20 protein-coding genes and 3 pseudogenes are annotated in these 25,808 nt (G+C 72.8%); 14 read left to right on the top strand and 9 right to left on the bottom strand.

The annotated features are described in order from the left end of the window. Positions 1-394: pseudogene (locus IE94_RS0131315) on the top strand (3-hydroxyacyl-CoA dehydrogenase); the annotation flags it as partial. 18 nt (positions 395-412) lie between these two features. On the opposite strand, the gene IE94_RS0131320 reads toward IE94_RS0131315, so the two are convergent. Beyond that, positions 413-1,147, bottom strand: a complete 735-nt coding sequence (locus tag IE94_RS0131320; RefSeq protein WP_037924094.1) for a MerR family transcriptional regulator — start codon at positions 1,145-1,147, stop codon at positions 413-415. Positions 1,148-1,378: 231 nt separating this feature from the next. Here IE94_RS0131320 and IE94_RS0131325 point away from each other — a divergent pair, with 231 nt between their 5' ends. Together IE94_RS0131325 and IE94_RS38555 are read left to right on the top strand one after the other, a co-directional pair. After that, positions 1,379-2,842 carry an amino acid permease gene (locus IE94_RS0131325; protein ID WP_030191055.1) on the top strand — a complete coding sequence of 488 codons (1,464 nt, stop codon included), beginning with the start codon at positions 1,379-1,381 and terminating at the stop codon, positions 2,840-2,842. Positions 2,843-2,885: 43 nt separating this feature from the next. Then, positions 2,886-3,361 (top strand): annotated as a pseudogene (locus IE94_RS38555) (macro domain-containing protein); the annotation flags it as partial. A 22-nt stretch (positions 3,362-3,383) separates the two neighbouring features. Here IE94_RS38555 and IE94_RS0131335 read toward each other — a convergent pair. Then, on the bottom strand, positions 3,384-4,877 hold the full coding sequence (locus IE94_RS0131335; RefSeq protein WP_030191059.1) for a M1 family metallopeptidase: 1,494 nt from the start codon (positions 4,875-4,877) through the stop codon (positions 3,384-3,386). A 435-nt stretch (positions 4,878-5,312) separates the two neighbouring features. On the opposite strand from IE94_RS0131335, the gene IE94_RS0131345 reads away from it, so the two are divergent. Together IE94_RS0131345 and IE94_RS0131350 are read left to right on the top strand one after the other, a co-directional pair. Next, positions 5,313-6,611 carry a M14 family metallopeptidase gene (locus IE94_RS0131345; protein WP_030191063.1) on the top strand — a complete coding sequence of 433 codons (1,299 nt, stop codon included), beginning with the start codon at positions 5,313-5,315 and terminating at the stop codon, positions 6,609-6,611. An 80-nt stretch (positions 6,612-6,691) separates the two neighbouring features. Beyond that, complete coding sequence (locus tag IE94_RS0131350; RefSeq protein ID WP_030191065.1) at positions 6,692-8,428, top strand: BCCT family transporter; 1,737 nt, start codon at positions 6,692-6,694, stop codon at positions 8,426-8,428. A gap of 30 nt (positions 8,429-8,458) precedes the next feature. On the opposite strand, the gene IE94_RS0131355 is transcribed toward IE94_RS0131350, so the two are convergent. After that, positions 8,459-9,409 carry an FAD-dependent oxidoreductase gene (locus tag IE94_RS0131355; RefSeq protein WP_030191067.1) on the bottom strand — a complete coding sequence of 317 codons (951 nt, stop codon included), beginning with the start codon at positions 9,407-9,409 and terminating at the stop codon, positions 8,459-8,461. A gap of 66 nt (positions 9,410-9,475) precedes the next feature. Between IE94_RS0131355 and IE94_RS0131360 the strand changes: the two genes are divergently transcribed. After that, positions 9,476-10,528: a hypothetical protein gene (locus IE94_RS0131360; RefSeq protein ID WP_030191068.1), complete on the top strand. Its 1,053-nt coding sequence runs from the start codon at positions 9,476-9,478 to the stop codon at positions 10,526-10,528. Positions 10,529-10,587: 59 nt separating this feature from the next. Then, entirely contained in the window at positions 10,588-12,228 is a 1,641-nt protein-coding gene (locus IE94_RS0131365) for an ABC-F family ATP-binding cassette domain-containing protein (protein WP_030191071.1), read from the top strand. 101 nt (positions 12,229-12,329) lie between these two features. Here IE94_RS0131365 and IE94_RS0131370 read toward each other — a convergent pair whose 3' ends face one another. From IE94_RS0131370 to IE94_RS0131380, 3 genes are all read right to left on the bottom strand, one after another. Continuing rightward, complete coding sequence (locus tag IE94_RS0131370) at positions 12,330-14,681, bottom strand: Tex family protein (RefSeq protein ID WP_030191074.1); 2,352 nt, start codon at positions 14,679-14,681, stop codon at positions 12,330-12,332. 115 nt (positions 14,682-14,796) lie between these two features. Further along, positions 14,797-14,928 carry an LPFR motif small protein gene (locus IE94_RS41615; RefSeq protein ID WP_280922738.1) on the bottom strand — a complete coding sequence of 44 codons (132 nt, stop codon included), beginning with the start codon at positions 14,926-14,928 and terminating at the stop codon, positions 14,797-14,799. A 110-nt stretch (positions 14,929-15,038) separates the two neighbouring features. Further along, positions 15,039-15,908, bottom strand: coding sequence for an SCO6745 family protein (locus tag IE94_RS0131380; protein ID WP_030191077.1), 870 nt, complete (start codon positions 15,906-15,908; stop codon positions 15,039-15,041). Between the two features lie 115 nt (positions 15,909-16,023). Here IE94_RS0131380 and IE94_RS0131385 point away from each other — a divergent pair, with 115 nt between their 5' ends. Beyond that, positions 16,024-16,995, top strand: coding sequence for a GlxA family transcriptional regulator (locus IE94_RS0131385; RefSeq protein ID WP_030191080.1), 972 nt, complete (start codon positions 16,024-16,026; stop codon positions 16,993-16,995). Between the two features lie 29 nt (positions 16,996-17,024). Continuing rightward, positions 17,025-17,683: pseudogene (locus IE94_RS36295) on the top strand (DJ-1/PfpI family protein). Here IE94_RS36295 and IE94_RS0131395 read toward each other — a convergent pair. Beyond that, positions 17,670-18,425 (bottom strand): enoyl-CoA hydratase/isomerase family protein, encoded by a 756-nt coding sequence (locus IE94_RS0131395; RefSeq protein ID WP_030191084.1) that lies wholly within the window; start codon positions 18,423-18,425, stop codon positions 17,670-17,672. The pseudogene IE94_RS36295 and the gene IE94_RS0131395 sit on opposite strands and share 14 nt — an antisense overlap. Before the next feature lie 194 nt (positions 18,426-18,619). Here IE94_RS0131395 and IE94_RS0131400 point away from each other — a divergent pair, with 194 nt between their 5' ends. Then, positions 18,620-19,069 (top strand): ATP-binding protein, encoded by a 450-nt coding sequence (locus tag IE94_RS0131400; RefSeq protein WP_030191086.1) that lies wholly within the window; start codon positions 18,620-18,622, stop codon positions 19,067-19,069. Position 19,070: 1 nt separating this feature from the next. On the opposite strand, the gene idi is transcribed toward IE94_RS0131400, so the two are convergent. Beyond that, the gene (gene idi, locus IE94_RS0131405; protein WP_030191088.1) at positions 19,071-19,664 is read right to left on the bottom strand and encodes an isopentenyl-diphosphate Delta-isomerase; all 594 of its coding nucleotides are present in this window, start codon (positions 19,662-19,664) and stop codon (positions 19,071-19,073) included. A gap of 313 nt (positions 19,665-19,977) precedes the next feature. Next, the gene (locus tag IE94_RS0131410; protein WP_030191090.1) at positions 19,978-20,916 is read right to left on the bottom strand and encodes a cation diffusion facilitator family transporter; all 939 of its coding nucleotides are present in this window, start codon (positions 20,914-20,916) and stop codon (positions 19,978-19,980) included. Between the two features lie 478 nt (positions 20,917-21,394). Here IE94_RS0131410 and IE94_RS0131415 point away from each other — a divergent pair, with 478 nt between their 5' ends. Genes IE94_RS0131415 through IE94_RS0131430 form a run of 4 tightly spaced genes read left to right on the top strand, consistent with a single transcriptional unit; the run spans position 21,395 to position 25,806 of the window. Then, positions 21,395-23,251 carry a DUF5941 domain-containing protein gene (locus IE94_RS0131415; RefSeq protein WP_030191092.1) on the top strand — a complete coding sequence of 619 codons (1,857 nt, stop codon included), beginning with the start codon at positions 21,395-21,397 and terminating at the stop codon, positions 23,249-23,251. Further along, entirely contained in the window at positions 23,248-24,000 is a 753-nt protein-coding gene (locus tag IE94_RS0131420) for a phosphocholine cytidylyltransferase family protein (protein WP_030191093.1), read from the top strand. The genes IE94_RS0131415 and IE94_RS0131420 overlap by 4 nt, the downstream gene beginning before the upstream one ends. Continuing rightward, positions 23,988-25,049 (top strand): iron-containing alcohol dehydrogenase family protein, encoded by a 1,062-nt coding sequence (locus tag IE94_RS0131425; protein WP_030191094.1) that lies wholly within the window; start codon positions 23,988-23,990, stop codon positions 25,047-25,049. The genes IE94_RS0131420 and IE94_RS0131425 overlap by 13 nt, the downstream gene beginning before the upstream one ends. Continuing rightward, the gene (locus tag IE94_RS0131430; RefSeq protein ID WP_078606635.1) at positions 25,027-25,806 is read left to right on the top strand and encodes a CDP-alcohol phosphatidyltransferase family protein; all 780 of its coding nucleotides are present in this window, start codon (positions 25,027-25,029) and stop codon (positions 25,804-25,806) included. Before IE94_RS0131425 ends, IE94_RS0131430 begins: the two co-directional genes overlap by 23 nt. The last annotated feature ends 2 nt before the right edge of the window (positions 25,807-25,808 follow it).

A 25,808-nucleotide genomic window follows, 5' to 3' on the forward strand; every position in this document is an offset into this window, starting at 1 on the left:
CGGTGGGGCGGGCTTCTACGCGTACGGCGAGGACGGCAAGCGCGCCGGGCTGTGGCCGGGGCTGCGCGAGCACTTCACCAAGCCGGGGTACGCGATCCCGTTCGCCGACATGCAGGAACGCATGCTCTTCTCGGAGGCGCTGGACACCGTCAGGCTCCTGGAGGAGGGCGTGCTGACCTCCGTGGCCGACGCCAACATCGGCTCGATCCTCGGCATCGGCTTCCCGGGCTGGACCGGCGGCGTCCTGCAGTACATCAACGGCTACGAGGGGGGTCTGCCGAGCTTCGTCGCCCGCGCCCGGGAACTGGCCGACCACTACGGCGAGCGCTTCACCCCGCCCGCGCTGCTGGTGGAGAAGGCGGAGAAGGGCGAGGTCTTCACGGACGGCCGCTGAGCCGGATCACGGGCCGGATCACGGGCCGGGTCGCTCACCGGTCTCCTTGTCGAGCCACTCCCGCAGCTCCTCGCGCAGCGACCGCTGGAACGTGGTCAGCAGTGCCTGCACCACCAGCGGGTGCATGTGCGCGGACAACGACCGCACGTCCCGCGCCTCGCGTTCGGCGACCGCGTCGCGCAGCAGCCGCGACAGGTCCCGCGCGGCGGCGCGGGAGTGCTCCAGGAGGGCGGTGCGGGCGGCGAGGACCGTCTCGGGGGAGAAGGGCACGTCGAGCAGCTCGACGCCGAGCCGGAGCAGCCCGGCGTCGACGCGGTAGCCCTCGCCCTCGGGCACCACGACGTCCATCGCCCCCAGCCGGTCCACCTCCTCGTCGGTGAGCGGCCGTCCCGCCCTTCTGCCCAGCTCCTCCCGGCTGACCCGCTCCACCGTCTCCGGCGCCCAGGAGGCCACCACCGCGCGGTGCAGCGCCAGGTCGTGGGCGCTCAGGTCGGACGGCAGCCGCCTCAGATACCGCTCGATCGCGGCCAGCGTCATGCCCTGGTGCTGCAACTCCTCGATCAGCGCCAGCCGGGCCAGGTGCTCCCCGTCGTAGCGCCCCACCCGGCGCGGGCCGATCACCGGCGGCGGCAGCAGTCCCCTGGTGCCGTAGAAGCGGACCGTGCGCACCGTGACGCCGGCCCGTGCGGCCAGCTCGTCGATCGTGAGGGTCGGCCCCCCGGCATCGGCTGCCTCGGTGTCGCTCGTCGTCATGCACAGCAGTATCGCTGTCCCACCAATGCTGTGACACCTCTTGTGCACCGGATGGAGACCGGCGGCGGATCATGTGAGGAGTCACGTTGTGTGACACGGGACACCGCATGCCTACGCAGCGTCGTGGGAAGGTGCTGCGTTGGTCTGTGCCGCGAGGGTGGTGCGGGCCTTGTCACCGTACGGACGATCCGGGCCCCTCCCGCCCGGGCGCACCAGAGAGTGGAACCACCCGTGAGCAAGGACGCCGTCGCCACGGCACAGGCCGCCCATCCCCGGGCGGCCGGACGACCCGCGGACGCGGGCGACGCCGGCTACAGCAAGGACCTCAAGGCCCGCCACGTCAACATGATCGCGATCGGCGGCGCGATCGGCACCGGTCTCTTCCTCGGCGCCGGCGGGCGCCTGCGCGACGCCGGACCGGCGCTCGCGATCGCCTACCTCGTCGCCGGCGTCTTCGCCTTCTTCGTCGTCAAGGCCCTCGGTGAGCTGGTGCTCTACCGACCCTCCTCCGGATCCTTCGTGTCGTACGCGCGCGAGTTCCTCGGCGAGAAGGGCGCCTACGTCGCCGGCTGGATGTACTTCCTGAACTGGTCCACCACCGGTATCGCCGACATCACCGCGATCGCGCTGTACACGCACTACTGGAGCATGTTCACGAGCATTCCCCAATGGGTGCTCGCCCTGGCCGCCCTCGCGGTGGTCCTGGCCGTGAACCTCATCTCGGTGAAGATCTTCGGCGAGATGGAGTTCTGGTTCGCGATCGTCAAGGTCGCCACCCTCGTCGGCTTCATGCTGATCGGCATCTTCCTCCTGGCCACCCGGCATGAGGTGAGCGGACAGACCCCGGGCGTGGGCATGATCACCGACCACGGCGGCGTCCTCCCGCACGGTGTGATGCCCGTGGTCCTCGTCATGCAGGGCGTGATCTTCTCCTACGCCGCCCTGGAACTGGTCGGCGTCGCCGCGGGCGAGACCGCCGAGCCGCACAAGATCGTCCCCCGCGCGGTGAACTCGATCATGTGGCGGGTCGCCCTGTTCTACGTCGGCTCGGTCGTGCTCCTGGCCCTGCTGCTGCCCAGCTCGCTCTACTCGGGCGACGAGAGCCCCTTCGTCACGGTGCTGTCGGGCATCGGGGTGCCGGCCGCCGGTGACGTGATGAACCTGGTCGTCCTCACCGCCGCGATGTCGTCGCTGAACTCCGGCCTGTACTCCACCGGCCGCATCCTGCGCTCCATGGCGATGGCGGGCTCCGCGCCCAGGTTCACCGGGGTGATGAGCCGCAGCCAGGTTCCCTACGGCGGCATCCTGCTGACCTGCGCGGTGTGCGTCCTCGGTGTCGGGCTGAACTACCTGGTGCCGGACAAGGCCTTCGAGATCGTGCTGAACGTTGCCTCCCTGGGCGTCATCAGCACATGGGTGATCATCATGGTCTGCCACCTGGTGTTCGTCCGCCGTGCGCGTGCGGGCCTGGTCGAACGGCCGCGCTTCCGGCTGCCCGGCAGCCCTGTCACGGAGATCGTCACGATCGCCTTCCTGCTGGCGGTCGTCGGCCTGATGTGGAACGACGCGGAGGTCGGCCGCAAGACCGTGCTCCTGGTGCCGCTGATCGCGGTGCTGCTGGTGGCCGGCTGGTTCGGCGTGCGGCGCCGGGTGGCGCGGCAGGCCGCGCAGGAGCCGTCGACGCCGAAGGAGTAGCGGCCCGGGGCCCCCTGTCAGTGGCAGCCCCTACGGTGGCGTCATGTCGGAGATCAGGTACGTCCGGGGTGACGCCACCGCGCCGTCGGTCAAGGGCGTCAAGGTGATCGCCCACGTGTGCAACGACGTCGGCGGCTGGGGCAAGGGCTTCGTCCCGGCCGTCTCCCGCCGCCGGCCCGAGCCCGAGGCGGCGTACCGCGCCCGGCACCGCGACCGCGCGTCCCACGACTTCGGCCTCGGCGCGGTCCAGTTCGTCCGGGTCGAGCCGTACGTGCGGGTGGCCAACATGATCGGCCAACGCGGCACGAGAACGGCGGCAAGGGCGTCCCCGTGCGCTACGAGGCCGTCGGCACGGCCCTCGGCGTCCTCGCCGACAGGGCGGCCGAGCTGGGCGCGTCCGTGCACATGCCCCGCATCGGCTGCGGCCCGGCCGGCGGGGAGTGGTCCCGCGTGGAGCCGCTCATAGCGGACCGCCTCGCCCGGCGCGGCATCCCCGTGACCGTCTACGACCACGGGGACACCGCCCAGGACGGTCCGCGACTCAGTGCTCGTGCACGTCGTTCGTCGCGGCGATCCGGCGCCACGAGCGGGGCTGCGCGGGCGCCTCGGAGGGCTTCCCGAGCGACCGGGCGCCCGCCGCCGGGGCGTCCGGCTTCGACGGCTGGAACAGCCAGGTGTCGAACAGCGCGGCCAGCGGCCTGCGCGAGACCTCCTCGGCGTACCGCTGGAAGTCCGCGACGGACGCGTTGCCGTGGGCGTACTTCGCGGGCCACCCCTTGAGGATCGCGAAGAAGTCCTCGTCCCCGACCTCGTTGCGCAGCGCCTGGACGGCGAGCGCGCCCCGGTCGTACACGGCGCCGTCGAACTGGTTCTCCGGACCCGGGTCGCCCGGCCGCACCGTCCAGAACGGGTCGTCGGCAGGGTGCGAGGCGTAGGTGTAGTCGGCCAGTTCCTGCGCCGTGCCCTCGCCCTCGTGCTCGGACCACAGCCACTGGGCGTACCGCGCGAAGCCCTCGTTGATCCAGATGTCCTTCCAGCCGCGCACCGAGACCAGGTCGCCGTACCACTGGTGGGCCAGCTCGTGCACGACGACGGACACGTTCGACCCGTTCGCGAACTGGCGCGGGCTGTAGAACGGCCGGGTCTGCGTCTCCAGGGCGTACCCGGTGGTGGTGTTCGGCACGTAGCCGCCGAGCGCGTCGAACGGATACGGCCCGAAGTACTCGCTCAGCCAGTCGGCGACCTCCCCGGTCCGCTCGATGCTGGCCCGCGCCGCGCCGTCGTTCGCGCCCAGGTCCCGGCTGTAGGCGTTGACGACCGGGATGCCGCCCTCGGTGGTGCCGGTGGTGAGGTCGAACTTCCCGACCGCCAGGGTGGCGAGGTAGGTGGCCTGCGGCTGGTCCGAGCGCCAGTTCCAGCGCGTCCAGCCCAGCCGGGAACTCGTCGACTGGAGAGTGCCGTTGGAGATCGCCTGGGTGCCGTCGGGCACCTGCACCGACACGTCGTAGGTGGCCTTGTCCAGCGGGTGGTCGTTGCTGGGGAACCACCAGGCCGCGGCCTCGGGCTCGTTCGCGGCGACGCCGCCGTCCAGGGTGCGGTGCCAGCTGGTGAAGCCGAACGCCTGCTTCGAGGAGGGCACGCCGCTGTAGCGGACGACGACGGTGAGGGGTGCGCCCTTGTCGAGCGGCTTCCTCGGGGTGACCTCCAGCTCCTGCTCGCCCGAGGTCGTGAACGAGGCCTCGGCGCCGTTCACCCGCACCTCGCCGACGTCCAGCAGGAAGTCGAGGTTGAACCGCGAGAGGTCCTCGGTGGTGCGGGCCAGGATCGTCGCCGTCCCCTCCAGCCGGTCCGTGGCCGGCTGGTACTTCAGGCGCAGGTCGTAGTGCGAGACGTCGTAACCGCCGTTGCCGTAGGCCGGGTAGTCGGGGTCGCCGATGCCCGGAGCGCCGGGGGAGTGGGCCGCCGCCGACGCCGGGATCGCCAGCATGAGGGAGGCGGCGCCCAATGCGCCCGGCACGATGATTCTGCGGTGCACGAAAGCTCCAAGTCGTAGGGCCACGAGAGGTGTTCGGAATCCTTGCCGGAGCCTATTCAGCCGCTGTGCGCGCCGTCATGTCCACGGCCACTCCTGTCACACGATCGCCATCCGGCCGTCATGCGCCACTCCCGGCCCCCTTATGCGCGGGAGGAGGCCGATGTACCGTCCGCGCATGCCGACACGCATGCGCCTCACCCTCCGGGGACCGCTCGCGACCGCGGCCCCGGCCCACCCCTCCGCCCCGCGCGTCGACCAGGGCCCCGAAGGCCCTCGCGCCGACACGCCGACGCCCACCTTGGACCGCTCCCGCACGACGGCCCGCGTACCGTTCGTCGGCGGCACCGCCGCGTCCACCAGGGCTACCGCGGGTGCGCGAACCGCCACTCCGGCGCCCGCGCCGCACCCCACGCACCGCGTCCCGAAGGGAGGCCGATGAACCGCCTGCGCGCCCTCACCGCGACCGCCGCGGCCCTCGCCGCGTCCCTCCTGGCCCCCTCCCTGCTCACCGCACCCGCCCACGCCGACGCCTCCGCACCCCGCCCGCCCCGCACCGGCTTCGAGCGGACACACGGCGCCCGCTGGACCACCCAGGCGGAGGAACAGGCCCTCCTGGCCGCCGCCGACCGGGCGAGCGACCGGGTCACGCTCGACCGCATCGGCACCACGAAGCAGAACCGTCCGCTCCGGCTCGTGACACTCGGCAGACCCTCCGCCGCGCACAAGGTGCTCCTGGTGTGCAGCCAGCACGGCGACGAACCCGCCGGCCGCGAGGCCTGCCTGACCACCGTGCGGGACCTCGCCCACGCCACCGACCGCGCGACCCGGCGCTTCCTGGACCGCACGGCCGTGCTGGTCGTGCCCACCGCCAACCCCGACGGCCGGGCCGCCGACACCCGCGGCAACAGCGACGGCGTCGACGTCAACCGCGACCACCTGGCCCTGGCGACCCGGGAGGCCCGCGCCCTGGCCGCCGTCGTCCGCGACGAACGCCCCGACGTCATCTACGACCTGCACGAGTACGGTGCCACGCCCCCGTACTACGACAAGGACCTCTTCGACCTCTGGCCCCGCAACCTCAACACCGCCGCGCCCGTCCACGACGAGGCCCGCACCCTGTCCGGCGCGTACGTCCGCCCCGCCGCCGGGCACGCCGGGTACTCGACGGGCACGTACGGCATCTGGACCGACCCCGGGACCGGCGACCCCGTCAAGCAGACCGCGGGCGACGGCCAGGAACGCATCCTGCGCAACATGTCCGGCGTGAAACACGCGGTCGGACTGCTCGTCGAGAGCCGAGTCGACGCCCTGACGGACGCCGAGCGCCAGGACCCCGCCCTCAACCACCGGCGCCGGGTGGACTCCCAGCTCGCCGCCCTGGACGGCATGTTCCGCTTCGCGGACGAACGGCGCGGACGCGTCGAGGCGGCCACGGGCGCCGCCCGCCGGGCGGGCCTGGCCGATTCCGGACCCGTCTACCTGGGCGGCGCCGACAACGACCCGGCCGAGGACTTCGAGGTGCTCCGCGACCCGCCCTGCGGCTACCGGCTGGCCCCCGACCAGTACCGGGACGTCGCGGACGAACTCGCGCTGCACGGTGTACAGGCGCGCCCGACCGGGGAGGAGGGCGCCTACGTACCGCTGCGCCAGCCGCAGCGGGCCCTGGTGCCGCTGCTGCTGGACGAGCGCGCGACCTACCACGTGACGGCGGGTGAACCGGACACGCGCTGCTGAGGAGGTGAGTTCCGCGGCCTACGTGGTAAGGGCGTAGCGGACGAGTATTTTCGGCCTGATCGACTGGAAAGGTGCCGCCTGTGACGCAGGACCGACCAAGTGGCGAGGAAGAGCACGAAAGAGGCACGCTTCCGGGGTCGGAAGCGGGCCTGCCGGGGCACGAGCACAGGCCCCGGACCGACCGCGTCGTCTTCGGCGTCACGGCCGTCCTGACCCTGGCGTTCGTCATCTGGGGGGCCGCCGCCACCGACTCGCTGGAGGACGTCTCCAGCAGCATGCTCGGCGGCCTGCTGCACAACGGCGGCTGGGCGTTCACGCTGGCCGCCTCCGGTTTCGTGGTCTTCGCCCTCTGGCTCGCGGCCAGCCGCTACGGCCGCATCCACCTGGGGGCCGAGGGCGAGGAGCCCGAGTTCCGGACCGTGTCCTGGGTCGCCATGATGTTCAGCGCGGGCATGGGCATCGGTCTGATGTTCTACGGCGTGAGCGAGCCGCTGGCGCACTACACCACGCCCCCGCCCGGCACCAGCCCGGCCGACTCCGGCGACCGCATGGCGACGGCCATGGCCACCACCCTCTTCCACTGGACGCTCCACCCGTGGGCGATCTACGCCGTGGTCGGTCTCGGCATCGCCTACAGCACCTTCCGCAGGCGCCGCAGGCAGACCATGAGCGCGGTGTTCACCCCGCTCATCGGCGAGAAGCACGCCAACGGCGCCGCCGGGAGGGTCATCGACATCCTGGCCATCATCGCGACGATCTTCGGCTCCGCGGCCTCCCTCGGCCTCGGCGCGCTGCAGATCGGCTCCGGCATGGAGAAGCTCGACTGGATGGACAAGGTCAGCACCGGACTGCTCGTCGGCATCATCGCGGTGCTCACGGTGGCGTTCGTGGCCTCCGCGATCTCCGGCGTCGAGAAGGGCATCCAGTGGCTGTCCAACACCAACATGGTGCTGGCCCTGGTGCTCGCCGTCTTCGTGTTCGTCGCGGGCCCGACCATCCTCATCCTCGACCTGCTGCCGACCTCGGTCTTCGCCTACCTCGGCGACCTGCCCCAGATGGCCGGCCGCACCGAGATCAGCGGCGGCAAGGGGGTCGCGGACTGGCTGGGCAGCTGGACCGTCTTCTACTGGGCGTGGTGGATCTCCTGGACGCCCTTCGTCGGTATGTTCATCGCCCGCATCAGCCGGGGCCGGACGATCCGTCAGTTCATCGGCGGCGTCATCCTGGTGCCCAGCACGGTCAGCCTGGTCTGGTTCGCGATCTTCGGCGGCTCGGCGATGCGGCTTCAGGAACAGCACCGGCTGGGCGAGGACTCGACCCCGGAGGGCCAGCTCTTCGGCGTGCTCCACGAGTACCCCATCGCCACCGCCACCAGCCTGCTGGTGATGATCCTCGTCGGCATCTTCTTCGTCTCGGGCGCCGACGCGGCCTCCATCGTGATGGGCACGCTCTCGCAGAAGGGCGCCCTCGAACCCAGCCGCTGGGTGGTCGTCGTCTGGGGCGTGGTGACCGGCGCCGTCGCGGCCATCATGCTGCTGATCGGCAGCGGCGAGGCCGACGCGCTCACCGGTCTGCAGAACCTCACGATCCTCGCGGCGGCGCCCTTCGTGATCGTGATGATCCTCATGTGCGTCGCCCTCATGCGCGACCTGCGCCGCGACTCCCTCATCGTGCGCGGCGAGATGGCCTCCGAAGCCGTCGAACTGGCCGTCATCGAGGGGCACAAGCAGTACGAGGGCGACTTCGAGATCCGGATCGGCCCCGGCCCCGGCACGGACGTGGAGGGCGACCCGATCGGCAAGCACCCCAAGGACTGAGCCCCGCGGGCCGGCCGACCGGACACGGCGTCAGGAGGCGAGCCGGGCCGCCTCCTGGGCGCAGCCCCAGGCCACGGTGACGCCCGCGCCGCCGTGACCGTAGTTGTGCACCAGCCGCCGCCCGTCCGGCAGTGCCTCGCGCTCCAGCCGGACCGCGTCCCGGGCCGGCCGCAGCCCCACCAGGTGCGCCAGCACCCGCGCCCCGGCGATCTCCGGACGCAGGGCCGCGCACCGCCGCACGATGGCCCGGGCGACCGCCGGGTCCGGCTCCGTCGACCAGGCGTCCTCCTCGGCCGTCCCGCCCAGCAGGAGCCGCCCCGGCTGCGGAAGGAAGTACGTCGTCTCCCCGGAGTCCGTGTCGGCCGAGACCAGCCAGGTGCGGATGCCGGGGTTCTCCACGACGACCAGCTGCCCGCGCACCGGACGCACCGCCGGGTCCGGCACCAGCTCGCGGGCGCCCAGGCCGGTGCAGTTGACCACGACCGGCGCGTCCGCCTCGGCCAGGTCGGACACCGCGCGGTCCTCCACGGTGCCGCCCGCGGCCACCAGCCGCTCCCGCAGCCAGGGCAGATGAGTCGACATGTCGATGAGCGGCAGCCGCGCCCACAACCCCGTCCCGGCGTACTCGGCGGCGCTCGCCGCACGCAGTCCCGGCAGCCGGGCCGCTGCCCACCCGTCCACCTCGTCCAGGCCGGTCTCGCCGAGCACCCCTTCGAGCATGCGTACGCCGGTCCGTTCGGGCCGGACCGCCAGCTCCTCGTACACGTCCAGGGAACGCAGCGCCCAGGCCTGCGCCAGCGCCACCGGCTCGATCCGGTACGGCCACCACAGCCCGCCCGCGACCACCGAGGTGGTCCGCTCCGCGGGCTCCCGGGTCCACAGCCGGACCCGCCTGCCCCGCTCGGCGAGGACCACGGCCGTCGTCAGCCCGATCACCCCGCCGCCGACCACGACGACCTCGCCATCCAGTTCGGTTTCCACCCCGCGACGTTAACCGAACGCCCGACGCCGTGCTCCAAGCGGTCCCGCCGCGGGAATACTCACCGCATGGCTGCCGAGTACGCGACCTTCGGTCTGGCCCCCGCGACACGCGCCGGCGGGGTCCAGGCCGACGGCGACTTCCAGGTCCACCGCGACTTCATGGACTTCGTCGTCGACGGACGACCCCTCCTGTTCCGCCTCTGCGACCTGGACGCGGTCTCCCCGCTCGCCTCCGACGTACCGCCCGCGATCCTCACCGCGCAGGTCCGCGGCCTGCTCCTGGAGACCGACGCGCCCCTGCCCGGCGGCCGCCACGTCATCTACGGCTGCCCCGAGTGCGCGGACCTGGCCTGCGGCGCGGTGACCGCCGTGATCCTGCGGGACGGCGACGACTTCGTCTGGCGGGACTTCGCCTGGCAGACCGCCGCACACGCCGACCTGGAGCTGAACGGCTACCACGGCATCGGCCCCTACCGCTTCGCCGGGGCCGAGTACCGCGCGGCCCTCGCCACCCTGCTCGACGGCGCCGTCCGGCCCCGCCGCCGGGTCCTGCTCATCGGCGCCCGCGTCGCCCTGCTCGCCCGGCTCGCCGCCGCGCTGCGCACCATCGGCATCGGTGCCGACATCACCGAGGACGCCCGTGACGTACCGGCCGACGAACTGCGGAGCTACGGCGCCGTCGCCTTCGGCCGCGCGGTCACCGAGGACCGGCGCGCGTCCGTACGCCGCGCCTTCGCGGACGCCGGCGTGGACGTGAGACCCGTGGACGGCCTGGCCCCGATCGTCCCGGTACTCGTCGCCCAGATCGAACACGCCCTGGACCGCGGCCCGGCCGAACGCCGCCGCCTGACCCGTCTCGGAGCGAGCGCCGCCGCCGACGTCGAGGTCACCTCACCCTGCCGGGTCCGCCTCACCGCGTACCGCCTCGACCGGCTCCACCGCACCCACGTCCACGAGGTCTTCGACGGTGTGCTCGCACCGGGCGACCATCGCCTCCCGCTGGACGCGGGCGCGGTGAAGGGGGAGGCCTTCGTGGTGGCCAGGGCCCCGGGAAGCGTGCTGGTGACGGCGGTCACGCGGGGCGCGCCGGGCGGGCGGGGACCCGGGAATCCCGGCTGAGCGGGCCCGGGAGCGCGGCAGACGGGAATGGTCGGACAGGCCCTAGGATCGACGGTCTGATGACTGCCACCCTCGTCGCCAAGAACCTCGCCGCCGGCCACGGCGACCGCTCCCTGTTCACCGGGCTCGACCTCGTCGTCGCACCCGGCGACGTCATCGGTCTCGTCGGGGCCAACGGCGCGGGGAAGTCCACCCTCCTGCGGATGCTCGCCGGGCTGAGCACCCCGGAGGAGGGGGAGCTGCGCCTGTCCCCGCCCACCGCCACCGTCGGGCACCTCCCGCAGGAGCCGGAGCGCCGCCCCGGCGAGAGCGTGCGGGAGTTCCTGGCCCGCCGCACCGGCGTCACCGAGGCCCAGCGCGCCATGGACGAGGCCACCCAGGCCCTGGTCGACGGCGCCCCGGGAGCCGACGACGCCTACGCCACCGCCCTGGAGCGCTGGCTGGGCCTCGGCGGCGCCGACCTCGACGACCGCGCGGAGGAGACCGCCGACGCGCTGGGCCTGACCGTCGACCTGGACCAGCCGATGACGTCCCTGTCCGGCGGCCAGGCGGCCCGCGCCGGTCTCGCCTCCCTCCTCCTCTCCCGCTACGACGTCTTCCTGCTCGACGAGCCGACCAACGACCTGGACCTCGACGGTCTGGAGCGCCTCGAACGCTTCGTGACCGGCCTGCGCGCCGGCACCGTCGTCGTCAGCCACGACCGCGAGTTCCTCACCCGCACCGTCACCAAGGTCCTCGAACTCGACCTCGCCCAGCGGCAGATCAACCTCTACGGCGGCGGCTACGAGGCGTACCTGGAGGAACGGGACGTGGCCCGCCGGCACGCCCGCGACGAGTACGAGGAGTACGCCGACAAGCGGGCCTCCCTCCAGGACCGGGCCCAGACGCAGCGTGCCTGGATGGACAAGGGCGTCAAGAACGCCCGGCGCAAGGCGGGCAACGACAACGACAAGATCGGCCGCAAGTTCCGCAGCGAGGCCAGCGAGAAGCAGGCCGCCAAGGCCCGCCAGACCCAGCGCATGATCGAACGCCTGGAGGTCGTCGAGGAACCGCGCAAGGAGTGGGACCTGCGCATGGAGATCGCCTCGGCGCCCCGCTCGGGCGCGGTCGTCGCCACCCTGCGCGACGCCGAGGTGCGGCGCGGCGACTTCGTGCTCGGCCCGGTCTCCCTCCAGATCGACTGGGCGGACCGGGTGGCGGTGACGGGAGCCAACGGGGCGGGCAAGTCCACGCTCCTCGGCGCCCTCCTCGGCCGCGTCCCCCTCGACGCCGGGCACGCGGCGCTCGGCTCCGGTGTCCTGCTCGGCGAGGTCGACCAGGCCCGCAAGCTGTTCCACGGTCCCGAGTCCCTGCTGGACGCCTTCCGGCCCGCCGTCCCCGACACGGAGCCGGCCGAGATCCGCACCCTGCTGGCCAAGTTCGGTCTCAAGGCGGACCACGTCACGCGCCCGGCGTCGAGCCTGTCACCGGGCGAGCGCACCAGGGCCGCCCTCGCCCTCCTCCAGGGCCGGGGCGTCAACCTCCTGGTCCTGGACGAGCCGACCAACCACCTCGACCTCCCGGCCATCGAACAGCTCGAATCGGCCCTGGACGCCTACGAAGGCACCCTCCTCCTGATCACCCACGACCGCCGCATGCTCAACGCGGTCCACGTGACCCGCCGCCTGGAGGTGACGGACGGCAAGGTCGTGGAGCGCTAGCAGGCACTGCGGGCAACGACGCCGCAGGGCGGCACGAGCGGGTGCGCACCCCGCGACACCGGGCCGCGCACCCACCCGCCCCCGCCACGACCGCCGGCGGCCTACGCCAGCCCGGCCCGCCGCAACGCGTCCGCCATCGCCCCGTTGGACGGAGCCGGCGCCGACGAGGGCCGCCCCTTCCCGCCACCGCCGGAGGCACCCCGCTGCTGCCGCTGCCGAGGCGGCCTGCCGCCCCGCTCCCGCTTCTGCTCCCCCTGCGGACCCTGCGCGGCCACCTCGTCGTCCAACCGCAGCGTCAGGGAGATCCGCTTGCGCGGAATGTCGACGTCCATCACCTTCACCTTGACGATGTCCCCGGGCTTCACCACCTCCCGCGGGTCCTTCACGAACGTCCTGGACATCGCGGACACGTGCACGAGCCCGTCCTGATGCACCCCGACGTCCACGAAGGCCCCGAACGCGGCCACGTTCGTGACGACGCCCTCCAGCACCATCCCGGACGACAGGTCGGAGATCTTCTCCACGCCCTCCTTGAAGGTGGCCGTCCTGAAGGCGGGCCGCGGGTCGCGCCCCGGCTTCTCCAGCTCCCGCAGGATGTCCGTGACCGTCGGCAGACCGAACGTCTCGTCCACGAACCGGTCCGGCTTCAGCGACCGCAGCACCGAGGTGTTGCCGATCAGCCCGGCCACCTCCTGCCCGGTGGTCTTCACCATCCGCCGCACCACGGGGTACGCCTCGGGGTGCACGCTGGAGGCGTCCAGCGGGTCGTCGCCGCCCCGGATCCGCAGGAAGCCCGCGCACTGCTCGTACGCCTTGGGGCCGAGCCGCGACACCTTCTTCAGCGCGGTCCGCGACCTGAATGGCCCGTTCGCGTCGCGGTGCGCCACGATGTTCTCGGCGAGTGTGGAGGTGATGCCGGAGACGCGGGCCAGCAGCGGCGCGGAGGCGGTGTTGACGTCCACGCCCACGCCGTTCACACAGTCCTCGACCACCGCGTCCAGCGAGCGGGACAGCTTCACCTCGGAGAGGTCGTGCTGGTACTGGCCGACGCCGATCGACTTCGGGTCGATCTTCACCAGCTCCGCCAGCGGGTCCTGCAGGCGCCGGGCGATCGACACCGCGCCGCGCAGCGAGACGTCCATGTCCGGCAGCTCCTGGGAGGCGAAGGCGGAGGCCGAGTACACGGAGGCGCCCGCCTCGGACACCATCACCTTGGTGAGCTTCAACTGCGGGTGCTTCGCGATGAGCTCCCCGGCGAGCTTGTCGGTCTCCCGGGAGGCCGTGCCGTTGCCGATCGCGATCAGGTCGACCGTGTGCTCCTTCGCGAGGCGCGCGAGCTTGGCGATCGCCTCGTCCCACCGGTTGGCGGGGACGTGGGGGTGGATCACGTCCGTGGCCACGACCTTGCCGGTCGCGTCGACGACGGCGACCTTCACGCCGGTACGGAAACCGGGGTCGAGGCCGAGCGTGGCGCGGGTGCCCGCCGGGGCGGCCAGCAGCAGGTCGCGCAGGTTGGCGGCGAACACGTCGACCGCCTCGTCCTCCGCGGCGGTGCGCAGCCGCAGCCTGAGATCGATGCCGAGGTGCACCAGGATGCGGGTGCGCCAGGCCCAGCGGACGGTGTCGCCCAGCCACTTGTCGGCCGGCCGGCCGCGGTCGGCGATCCCGAACCGGCTCGCGACGATCGCCTCGTACGACGACGGTCCCTCGGTGGGCTCCTCGGGCTCCAGGACGAGATCGAGCACGCCCTCCTTCTCGCCGCGCAGCATCGCGAGGACGCGGTGCGAGGGCAGCTGGGTGAACGGCTCGGCGAAGTCGAAGTAGTCGGCGAACTTGGCGCCGTCCTCCTCCTTGCCGTCCTTGACCTTCGCGGCGAGCCGCCCGCGCGACCACATCCGCTCGCGCAGCTCGCCGATCAGGTCGGCGTCCTCGGAGAACTTCTCCGTGAGGATCGAGCGCGCCCCGTCCAGGGCGGCCTGCGGATCGGCCACGCCCTTGTCGGCGTCGACGAACGCGGCCGCCGCGGCCACCGGATCCAGCGACGCGTCGGCGAGCAGACGCTCGGCCAGCGGCTCCAGACCCGCCTCGCGCGCGATCTGCGCCTTCGTCCGCCGCTTCGGTTTGAACGGCAGGTAGATGTCCTCCAGGCGCGCCTTGGTCTCCGCCGCGCGGATGCGCGCCTGAAGCTCCTCCGTGAGCTTGCCCTGCTCGCGCACCGAGTCGAGGATCGCCGTGCGCCGCTCCTCCAGCTCCCGCAGGTAGCGCAGCCGCTCCTCGAGCGTGCGCAGCTGCGCGTCGTCGAGCATCTCGGTCGCTTCCTTGCGGTAGCGGGCGATGAAGGGCACCGTCGAGCCGCCGTCGAGCAGCTCGACCGCGGCCTTCACCTGCCGCTCCCGCACGCCGAGCTCGTCGGCGATCCTGCTTTCGATGGACCCTACGTCGGGTGTCGTCACGATCCCGTACCGCCTTCTCACTGAGGTTGCGCGGCAATTGTGGCAGGCGGCACCGACAATCGGGGATCAGGGCACCGGCCCGGCCGGTCGGAAACCGGCGGGCAAGGAAGCCGGGTCAGACCCCGCGGCCCCGGGCGGTGGACGAGGCCCCGCCGAAGAGCCGGGCCACGGCCCGGAACGGAAGCGTCACCACGGTGGCGACTGCGCCACCGATCTGGCGCAGAACGTCTGCGATGGCACGGAACACGACTAGCCCCTTTCGTCTCCCGCGGCCGCTTTGGCCGGGAGACGTACGGGTACCTCCGTACCGGCCGCGCATGCCCGTCGGCGGGCTTCCGGGTACGCCCGGGCGTGTCGTCAGTGCCGGGCGAGCAGATCCGCCGGGTAGGCGCCCGCGCCGAGCGCAGTCCGGGCGAAGGAGCCGCCGAGTTCCGTCAGGCGCGCCACACCCTCCGCCCCTAGGCGCGCGTAGGGAGCCGCGTCCAGGCGGTCCGTCTCGCGTTCGATCCCCTCGCGCAGGGCCGCTCCCTCCTCCGTGAGTCGGCCGGTCGCGTCGGTCAGCCCGCGTGCGCGCAGCCGGGCGACGGCCGCGTCCCACTCCTCCTGGGTCCAGCCCCGGGTGCCGAAGACCCACTTCGGCGCCAGACCCTTGCCGGTCGCCGTGTGGGTGACCAGCGCCTCCAGGCCGTCCAGGTCCGCGGTCATGAGCGCGGCGAGATGGCCGTCGCCGCGGTGCTCGCGCAGCAGGGTCGCGGCGTGCCAGAACGCCAGGTGCGGCGCGTCGGGCACGGGCAGGTCCGCGTGCGCCGAGTAGAGCGGGCGGGCGCTGCGCGAGCAGCCCTCGGCGGCGCGCAGAGCCAGCTCGGCGGCCTCCGCCATCTCGGCCGACGCCACGGCCTCCTCGCCCAGCAGACGGCGCAGCGTCGTGTCGACGGCGCGCAGCCGCGCCGCCAGCGCCTGCTCCGGCGTGACCTGCTGCCACACGGCGGGCACGTACCGGACGACGAGGTCGTGCTTGTAGTTGTAGAACGCCGCCGTCACGGCACCGGCGCCGACCGGCCCCAGCGCGGCGGCGCGCACCGCGAAGTTGACGGCCGGGGCGTCGGTGACCCCGAGGGCGCCCAGTTCGCGGCCCAGGTCGGGCGAGAAGTAGTGCGTGGAGTGCAACGAGTTGAGCGCGTTGTGGCAGCGGCGGCCCGCGCGGGCGTCGATGGCGGCAGTTGTCATGCCCCGCACGTTACCAACCGCTCAGTATGCGTTTCGGGGTCTGCGGGACGCAGGGCAGGAAAGGAGGGGTTCTCGTCCTTGCGGTCGTACGGAGTCGGGGCGAAGAATCGACGGCATGGCGCAGCGAACCGGCCGAACCGTTCTGGTCCTCCTCTTCGACGGCGTGCAGAGCCTCGACGTCACCGGCCCTGTGGAGGTCTTCGCGGGCGCCGAGACGCACACGCCGGGCACGTACCGCATCCGCACGGCGTCGCTGGACGGGGCTCCCGTGCGCACGTCCAGCGGTCTGGGCGTCGTACCGGACCAGGCGCTCACCGGCGACCCGCCGGAGCCGGACACCCTGGTGGTCCCGGGCGGCCGGGGCTCGCGCGACCCCGACCCGCGCCTGATCGGCTGGCTGCGCGAGCACGGACCCGGCGCCCGACGCCTGGTCTCCGTCTGCACCGGGGCGATCCTGCTGGCCCGGGCCGGTCTGCTGGACGGCCGCCGCGTCACCACCCACTGGGCCTACAGCGGCCGGCTCGCCCGCGACCACCCGGCGGTGGACGTCGATCCCGACCCCATCTTCATCAGGGACGGGAACGTGGCCACGTCCGCCGGCGTCACCTCCGGCATCGACCTCGCCCTCGCACTGGTGGAGGAGGACCTGGGCCGGGAGGCCGCCCTGACCGTCGCCCGGCACCTGGTGGTGTTCCTGCGCAGGCCGGGGAACCAGGCCCAGTTCAGCGCCCAGCTCGCCGCCCAGACCGCGCGCCGGGAGCCGCTGCGGGAGCTCCAGCACTGGATCACCGAGCACCCGTGCGCCGACTTGAGCGTCGAGTCCCTCGCCGCCCGGGCCAGTCTCTCGCCGCGCCACTTCGCCCGCGCCTTCCAGGCCGAGACCGGCACCACGCCCGGCCGGTACGTCGACCGGGTCCGTCTGGAACACGCCCGCCGCCTCCTGGAGGACACCGGGGACGGCGTCGAGGAGGTATCCCGCGCCAGCGGCTACGGCACGCCGGAGGCCATGCGCCGGGCCTTCGTCAAGGCGCTCGGTACCTCACCGGCGGAGTACCGCCGCCGCTTCCGGCCGGCCCCGGCCCTCTGACCGTCCGACCGAACCGAAAGAGGAAGCACGTGCGGACAGCCATCGTTCTCTTCGACCGCTTCACCGCTCTCGACGCCGTCGGCCCGTACGAGCCGACGCCGTCGGCCCGTACGAGATCATGAGCCGCGTCCCCGATGCCGAGACCGTCTTCGTCGCCGAGCGGACCGGCCCGGTCCGCAACGACACGGGGAGCCTGGCGCTCACCGCCGACCGGACCCTGGCCGACCTGCCGGGCCCGGACGTCGTCGTCGTGCCGGGCGGCCCCGGCCAGGACGCGCAGATGGACAACGAGACCCTGCTGGACTGGCTCCGCGCCGCCGACGCCACCAGCACCTGGACCACCTCGGTCTGCTCGGGCTCGCTGCTGCTCGCCGCCGCGGGCCTGCTGAGCGGCCGCCGCGCCACCTCGCACTGGCTGGCCCTGGACCTGCTGAAGCAGTACGGCGCCGAGCCGACCGGGGAACGGGTGGTCACCGACGGCAAGTACGTCACCGCGGCCGGGGTCTTGGCCGGCATCGACATGGGCCTCACCCTGGTGGGACGGATCGCGGGCGAGGAGCACGCCCAGGCGGTGCAGCTGCTGACCGAGTACGACCCGCGGCCGCCCTACGACGCGGGTTCGCCCGAGAAGGCGCCCGCCCATCTCGTCGAGGAGTTCCGCACCAGGAACCGCTTCACTCTGAGGTAGGCTCGCTCCAGCCGAACCGCGGCCGCCTGCGCTCCAGGAAGGCGGCGACCCCCTCCGCGGTGTCGCCGCTGCGGCGGGCCTGCGCGGCCCAGTGGGCGTCCCGGTCCGTGCGCCCGTTCGCGAACTCCTTCGCCGCGGACTGCGTCAGCAGCGAGCGGGACGCCAGCACCCGGGTGAACTCCGCCACCCGCTCGCCCAGTGCGCCCACCGGCAGCACCTCGTCCACCAGGCCGGTGCGCAGCGCCCGGTCGGCGTCGATCAACTCCCCGCTGAACAGCAGGTACTTCGCGGTGGCGGGCCCGGTCAACGCCACCAGGCGCCGGGTGGCGGAGGCCGGGTACACCACCCCCAGCTTGGCCGGGGTCACGCCGAACAGCGCGGTCTGCTCGGCGAAGCGCAGGTCGCAGGCCGCCGCCAACTGCGCCCCGCCGCCCACGCAGTGGCCCCGGATCGCGGCGAGCGTCGGCTTGGGGAACGCCGCGAGGGCCTCCTCGGCGCGCACCGCCAGCCCCTGCGCCTCCTCGGCCGACTCGCGCAGGGTCGAGATGTCGGCCCCGGCGCAGAAGGTCGGGCCCTCGCCGGTCAGCACCAGCGCCCGCACCCCGGGATCGGCGGCCAGGCCGTCGAGGAGGCGGGGCAGCTCCCGCCACATCGCGGCCGTCATGGCGTTGCGCTTGGCCGGGTGGTGGACGACGACGGTGGCGACCGAGTCGGCGACCCGGTGCAGCAGCTGCGGCTCCATGAACCGGATGCTATCCACGGCCCCTTCGCGGCGAGTGGCCGGGCGGGCGGGACAGGAACGGTCCCGTGTCATGCGCCAACGATCAGAAATCGCTCGATACATGCTGACTTGCGTTCAGCTCCGCGGGGCGGCGCGCCGCGTTACCAACACTCAGGGGTGTGGTGACAATCGATCCCAGGGGTGGCGACCGGACGATGGACGAGACCGGGCCCACCGGGCCGCTGCCGTACGAAGGTGTCTGGCGGTTCACCGCCCCCGCAGAGGACGCCTCGGTGCCGCAGGCCCGGCACGCGGTGCGCGACCTGCTGACGCGCCAGGGAGTGCCGGTCTCCGACGACGTGACGCAGGCCCTGCTGCTCATCGTCTCGGAGCTGGTGACGAACGCGGTCCGGCACGCGGCGGTGCTCTCGCCGGTGCTCGCCGTGGAGGTCGCCGTCGGACCCGAGTGGGTACGGGTGGCCGTGGAGGACGACCACCCCTACCGCCCGACCGCCCTGGAGACCGACCACGGCCGCACCGGCGGGCGGGGCCTGCTCCTGGTCCGTGAGATCACCCGGGAGGCGGGCGGCGCCTGCGACGTCGCCCACACCGCGACCGGCGGCAAGGTGATCTGGGCCGCCCTGCCGCTCAAGCACACCCCCTAGGTCACCAGCCCGCGGACGGGCCCGTCAGCTCGCGGACGGCGGGACGGGCCGCGTCCAGCACCGTCATGAACCACGCCGAGAAGGTGTCCCGCGCGTGCCGCTCGGCCAGCTCCGCCGGGGACACGAAGGCCGTGCCCGCCACTTCCTCCGGATCGGGGCGCGGCTCGGCCTGCACCAGGCCGACGAAGAGGTGGTTGTACTCCTGCTCGACCAGCCCGGAGGCCGGGTCCGGGTGGTTGTAGCGCACCGTGCCCGCCTCGGCGAGCAGGGAGGGCGACACACCCAGCTCCTCGTGCGTCCGCCGGGCCGCCGCGGCGAAGGGCGCCTCGCCGGGGTAGGGGTGGCCGCAGCAGGTGTTCGACCACACACCGGGGGAGTGGTACTTGCCCAGGGCCCGCTGCTGGATCAGCAGCCGCCCCCGCTCGTCGAAGAGGAACACGGAGAAGGCGCGGTGCAGGCGCCCCGGCGGCTGGTGCGCGGAGAGCTTCTCCGCGGTGCCGATCGTCACGCCGTTCTCGTCGACCAGTTCCAGCAAAATCGCGTCTGCGGTGCCGTTCGACGAGCTGGGCGTCGCGGTGGCAGGAGTGATCGGCATACCCATCCTTCACATCGGTCCTCGCGCCCCAAGTGTGCCGTACGAATCCGGCACTCTCGGCACTTCCCGGCACACCCGCATGTCCCCCGCGGGTGCCGGGGCGGCCGGTCGGACACCGAGCAGGGGTCCGATGAGTGATCGTTCCCGACGGCGCGCCCGGGGAACCTTCCGTGTGCCGCCACCCGGGAGGGGTGCCGCGGCGACCCGGGGGCGGGCGGGGCACCCGGCGGCGTGGCCCGGTACACGCGCGCCCCCTTCGTCCGCCGTGTCCCGCCGCGCACGCACCCCCGGTCGTCCGCCGCGCCGCCGGGACTCAGCGGCACAGCCGGGCCTCGTGCTCCGCGTGACCGCCGGGCTCCAGCTGGAACGTGCAGTGCTCCACGTCGAAGTGGTCGCCCAGGCAGCCCTGGAGCTCGTGGAGCATCTTCTCGTGGCCGATCGCGTTCAGCACGTCGCCGTCCACGACCACGTGCGCCGAGAGCACGGGCATGCCGGAGGTGATGGTCCAGGCGTGCAGGTCGTGCACGTCCTGGACCCCGTCCAGGGCGAGTATGTGGGCGCGCACCTCGGCGATGTCCACGCCCTTGGGGGCCGCTTCCAGGAGCACGTCCAGGGTCTCGCGCAGCAGGCGCCAGGTGCGCGGCACGATCATCAGGCCGATGACCAGCGACGCGATCGGGTCGGCCGGCTGCCAGCCCGTGGCCAGGATCACCAGCGCCGAGACGATCACCGCCAGGGAGCCCAGCGCGTCCGCGGCCACCTCCAGGAAGGCGCCCCGCACGTTGAGGCTCTCCTTCTGGCCGCGCATCAGCAGCGACAGCGACACCATGTTCGCCACCAGGCCGATCGCGCCGAAGACGACGGTCGGGCCGCCCGCTGTGTCGGCCGGTGTGATGAACCGGTCGATCGCCTCGTACAGGACGTATCCGCCGACCCCGAGCAGCAGCAGACAGTTGGCCAGGGCGGCGAGGATCTCGGCGCGGGCGTAGCCGAAGGTGCGGCGGTCGCTCGGCGGGCGGCTCGCGAAGTGGATGGCCAGCAGGGCCATGCCGAGCCCCAGGGCGTCCGTCGCCATGTGCGCGGCGTCGGCGATCAGCGCGAGCGAGTCGGCGAGCAGACCGCCGACGATCTCCACGACCATGACGGTGAGGGTGATCGCCAGCGCCGCCCGCAGCCTGCCCCGGTAGGCGGCCGTCGCCGTCCCGCCGGGGTGCCCCCCGTGGGCGTGTCCGTGATCGTGCCCAGCCCCCATGAGAAAGCCGCCTCCCTGTGCGTACCGGCGTCCGGTGCCCCGGCGTTCCGGATGACAGTCAACTACGGGTAGGGGGTATCGGGCAACGCGGCACTGAACACCATTGTCATGTGCCCTGACCTGCACAAACGTTCCGCAGGTCAAGGTGTTGGAAGGCATCCGGAGGCGCGACTTCCGCCATCCGGCGCACCTCGTCGCCGAGGGCCGTCCTGACCCTGCGCGCACAACCGCCGACACAGTGCGATGTCCGCGATGCCCGGTCTGGGAGCGTGGTTTGTGGGGCGGGCCCCGCATCCACGATGATGATCGCGGCAAAGGCGGGAGCAAGTGGCGTCGACCGACCGTGAAACGGGCGGTGAACACGGCGTTCCCGGCATCCGATAACCTCTGCCGACATGCCGCCCGGGTGCCCCAGGCACGGGCGCTCCACCATGCACAGGCCCGGCGTCCCGACGCCGGCACCAGGGAGTGAGTTCGGTTGCCGACCGCCATCCTCACCGGTCAGCCGGTCCCCGGTTCGTCGATCGAGAGCGAGCTGCGGTCCCTGGGCTTCGACGTACACCTCGCCTCCGGCAGCGCCGACACCGAGACCCTCCTGGCCCGGGCCCCGGGCGAGGAGCGGGTCGCCGTGGTCGACGCCCGTTTCGTGGGCCACCCGCACGCCCTGCGGCTCGGCCTCACCGACCCCCGCTTCCCGCTCGCCGCGATCCCGGGCGCCGTGACCGCCCAGCCGGCCGCCCGCCAGGCGCTGACCCGCGCGATGGCCCGGGAGAACTCCGCCGGGCGCGCCACCGCGCACGGGGGTGCCCCCGCGCGAGTGAAGCCGAGCGTGGGGGAGGTGGACAGCCTCGCCGACCGGATCACCGCCGCCCTCGACGCCGACGGCGCCGACGTGCACCGCCCCGAGCTGGGCAGCCTCGTCGCCGTCGTCCCCACCGACCCGCAGGCCCGCAACGAGGCTCGTCAGGCCGTCGCCGCCGTCGACGACGAGGCCGTACGCCTGAAGTCGGCGGTCAAGGCCCGCGACGGCTTCGTCACCACCTTCCTCATCAGCCCGTACTCCCGCTACATCGCCCGCTGGTGCGCGCGGCGCGGGCTGACCCCCAACCAGGTCACCACCGCTTCGCTGATCACCGCGCTCATAGCGGCGGGCTGTGCCGCCACCGGCACCCGCGCCGGCTTCGTCGCCGCCGGCGTCCTGCTCATCGCCTCCTTCGTCCTCGACTGCACCGACGGGCAGCTCGCCCGCTACTCCCTGCAGTACTCCACGCTCGGCGCCTGGCTCGACGCCACCTTCGACCGCGCCAAGGAGTACGCCTACTACGCGGGCCTCGCCCTCGGAGCCGCCCGCGGCGGCCACGACGACGTATGGGCCCTCGCGCTCGGCGCCATGGTCCTGCAGACCTGCCGGCACGTCGTCGACTTCTCCTTCAACGAGGCCAACCACGACGCGTCCGCCAACACCAGCCCCACCGCCGCCCTCTCCGACAAGCTGGACAGCGTCGGCTGGACGGTCTGGGTGCGCCGCATGATCGTGCTGCCCATCGGCGAACGCTGGGCCATGATCGCCGTCCTGACCGCGCTCACCACGCCCCGAATCACCTTCTACGCGCTGCTGATCGGCTGCGCGTTCGCCGCGACGTACACCACGGCCGGCCGCGTGCTGCGCTCGCTGACCCGCAAGGCCACCCGCACCGACCGGGCGGCGAAGGCGCTGGCCGACCTCGCCGACTCGGGACCGCTCGCCGAGGCCGCCGCCAGGGGCCTGCGCGGCACCGCCCGCCGCCTTCCCGGGGTCACCGCGCCCGCCGTCGCCCTCCTCGGCGGTGCGGCCCTCGTCGCCACCGCCGCCCTCACCGACTTCGGCGGCCCCTGGCCGCTCGTCGCCGCGATCGTCTACGTACTGACCTCGGCGCTCGCCGTCGCCCGGCCCCTGAAGGGCGCCCTCGACTGGCTGGTCCCGCCGTTCTTCCGGGCCGCCGAGTACCTCACCGTCCTGGTACTGGCCGCGAAAGCCGACGTGAACGGGGCCCTTCCGGCGGCTTTCGGGCTGGTGGCCGCGGTCGCCTACCATCACTACGACACGGTCTACCGCATCCGCGGCGACGCGGGCGCGCCGCCGCGGTGGCTGGTGCGGACGATCGGGGGGCACGAGGGCCGCACGCTGGTGATCTGCGTGCTGGCCGTGCTGCTCACCGCCACACAGTTCAAGGTCGCGCTCACGGTCCTCGCCGTGGCCGTGGCACTCGTGGTGCTCGTCGAGAGCATCCGCTTCTGGGTCGCCGCCCACAAGGTCGGCGCACCCGCCGTACACGACGAAGGAGAACCCGCATGATCGGCCTCGTGCTGGCGGCCGGCGCCGGCCGGCGTCTGCGTCCCTACACCGACACCCTGCCCAAGGCACTGGTGCCGGTCGGCCCCGAGGGGGCGGAGGACAGCATCACGGTGCTGGACCTGACCCTGGCGAACTTCGCCGAGGTCGGCCTGACCGAGGTCGGGATCATCGTCGGCTACCGCAAGGAGGCCGTGTACGACCGCAAGGAGGAGCTGGAGCGGAAGTACGGCGTCAAGCTCACCCTGATCGACAACGACAAGGCCGAGGAGTGGAACAACGCCTACTCCCTGTGGTGCGGCCGTGACGCCCTCAAGGACGGCGTGATCCTCGCCAACGGCGACACCGTCCACCCCGTCTCCGTCGAGAAGACGCTGCTCGCCGCCCGCGGCGACGGCAAGAAGATCATCCTCGCCCTCGACACGGTGAAGAACCTCGCCGAGGAGGAGATGAAGGTCGTCGTCGACCCCGACAAGGGCGTCCAGCGCATCACCAAGCTGATGGACCCGGCCGAGGCGACCGGCGAGTACATCGGCGTCACCCTCATCGAGGGCGAGGCCGCCGCCGACCTGGCCGACGCGCTGAAGGCCACCTTCGAGCGTGACCCCCAGCTGTACTACGAGGACGGCTACCAGGAGCTGGTCAACCGCGGCTTCAAGGTCGACGTGGCGCCGATCGGCGACGTCAAGTGGGTCGAGATCGACAACCACGACGACCTCGCCAAGGGCAGGGAGATCGCGTGCCAGTACTGACGCGGCTCATCCCGTCGCCGGTCGTCGTCGACATCCGCGCGGGTGCCCTCGACGACCTGGGGGGTGTGCTCGCCGACGAGCGCATCTCCCACTCGGGCAAGCTCGCCGTCGCCGTCAGCGGCGGCTCCGGCGCCCGGCTCCGCGACCGCGTCGCCCCCTCCCTGCCCGGCGCCGACTGGTACGAGGTCGGCGGCGGCACCCTGGACGACGCGATCAAGCTGGCCGGTGCCATGAAGGGCGGCCACTACGACGCGGTCGTCGGCCTCGGCGGCGGCAAGATCATCGACTGCGCCAAGTTCGCGGCGGCGCGCATCGGCCTCCCGCTGGTCGCCGTGCCGACCAACCTCGCGCACGACGGCCTGTGCTCCCCGGTCGCCACCCTCGACAACGACGCGGGCCGCGGCTCCTACGGCGTGCCGAACCCGATCGCCGTCGTCATCGACCTGGACGTCGTCCGCGCGGCCCCGGCCCGCTTCGTGCGCGCCGGGATCGGCGACGCCGTCTCCAACGTCTCCGCGATCGCGGACTGGGAGCTGGCCAACCGGATCAAGGGCGAGAAGATCGACGGCCTCGCCGCCGCGATGGCCCGCCAGGCCGGTGAGGCCGTGCTCCGCCACCCCGGCGGCATCGGCGACAACGACTTCCTCCAGGTGCTGGCCGAGGCGCTGGTCCTCACCGGCATCGCCATGTCCGTCTCCGGCGACTCGCGGCCCGCCTCCGGCGCCTGCCACGAGATCAACCACGCCTTCGACCTGCTCTTCCCCGAGCGCGCGGCCGCCCACGGCGAACAGTGCGGCCTCGGCGCGGCCTTCGCGATGTACCTGCGCGGCGCCCACGAGGAATCCGCCCACATGGCCGAGGTCCTGCGGCGGCACGGGCTGCCGGTGCTGCCCGAGGAGATCGGGTTCACGCCCGAGGAGTTCTTCCGGGCCGTGGAGTTCGCCCCCCAGACCCGCCCCGGCCGTTACACGATCCTCGAGCACCTCGACCTGAAAACCGACCAGATCAAGGACCTGTACGCCGACTATGTCAAGGCCATCGGTAGCTGAACTACGCCCGGTCGTCCATCCCGCGGGGGTCAAGGACCGGCGCAGCGGTGAGCACTGGGCGGGACGCCTCTACATGCGTGAGGTCTCGCTGCGGATCGACCGCTACCTGGTGAACACCAGGATCACGCCCAACCAGCTCACGTACCTGATGACCGTCTGCGGCGTGCTCGCGGCCCCCGCGCTGCTCGTGCCGGGCGTCTGGGGCGCCGTGCTCGGCGTGGTCGCGGTCCAGCTGTACCTGCTGCTGGACTGCGTCGACGGCGAGATCGCCCGCTGGCGCAAGCAGTACTCCCTCGGCGGTGTCTACCTGGACCGCGTCGGCGCCTACCTGACCGACGCCGCCGTCCTGGTCGGCCTCGGCCTGCGTGCCGCCGACCTCTGGGGCACCGGACGCATCGACTGGCTGTGGGCCTTCCTGGGCACCCTGGCCGCGCTCGGCGCGATCCTGATCAAGGCCGAGACCGACCTCGTGGGCGTCGCCCGGCACCAGAACGGGATGCCCCCGGTCAAGGAGGCCGCCTCCGAGATCGGCTCCTCCGGCATGGCTCTCGCCCGCCGGGCCGCCGGAGCGCTCAAGTTCCACCGGCTGATCCTCGGCATCGAGGCGTCCCTGCTGATCCTGGTCCTCGCCATCGTCGACCAGGCGCGCGGCGACCTCTTCTTCACCCGCCTGGGCACCGCGGTACTCGCCGGCATCGCGCTGGTGCAGACCCTGCTGCACCTGGTGTCCGTCCTCGCCTCCAGCAGGCTGAAGTGAGC

The sequence above is a fragment of the Streptomyces violaceorubidus genome (assembly GCF_000717995.1).
Taxonomy (GTDB): Bacteria; Actinomycetota; Actinomycetes; order Streptomycetales; family Streptomycetaceae; genus Streptomyces; species Streptomyces violaceorubidus.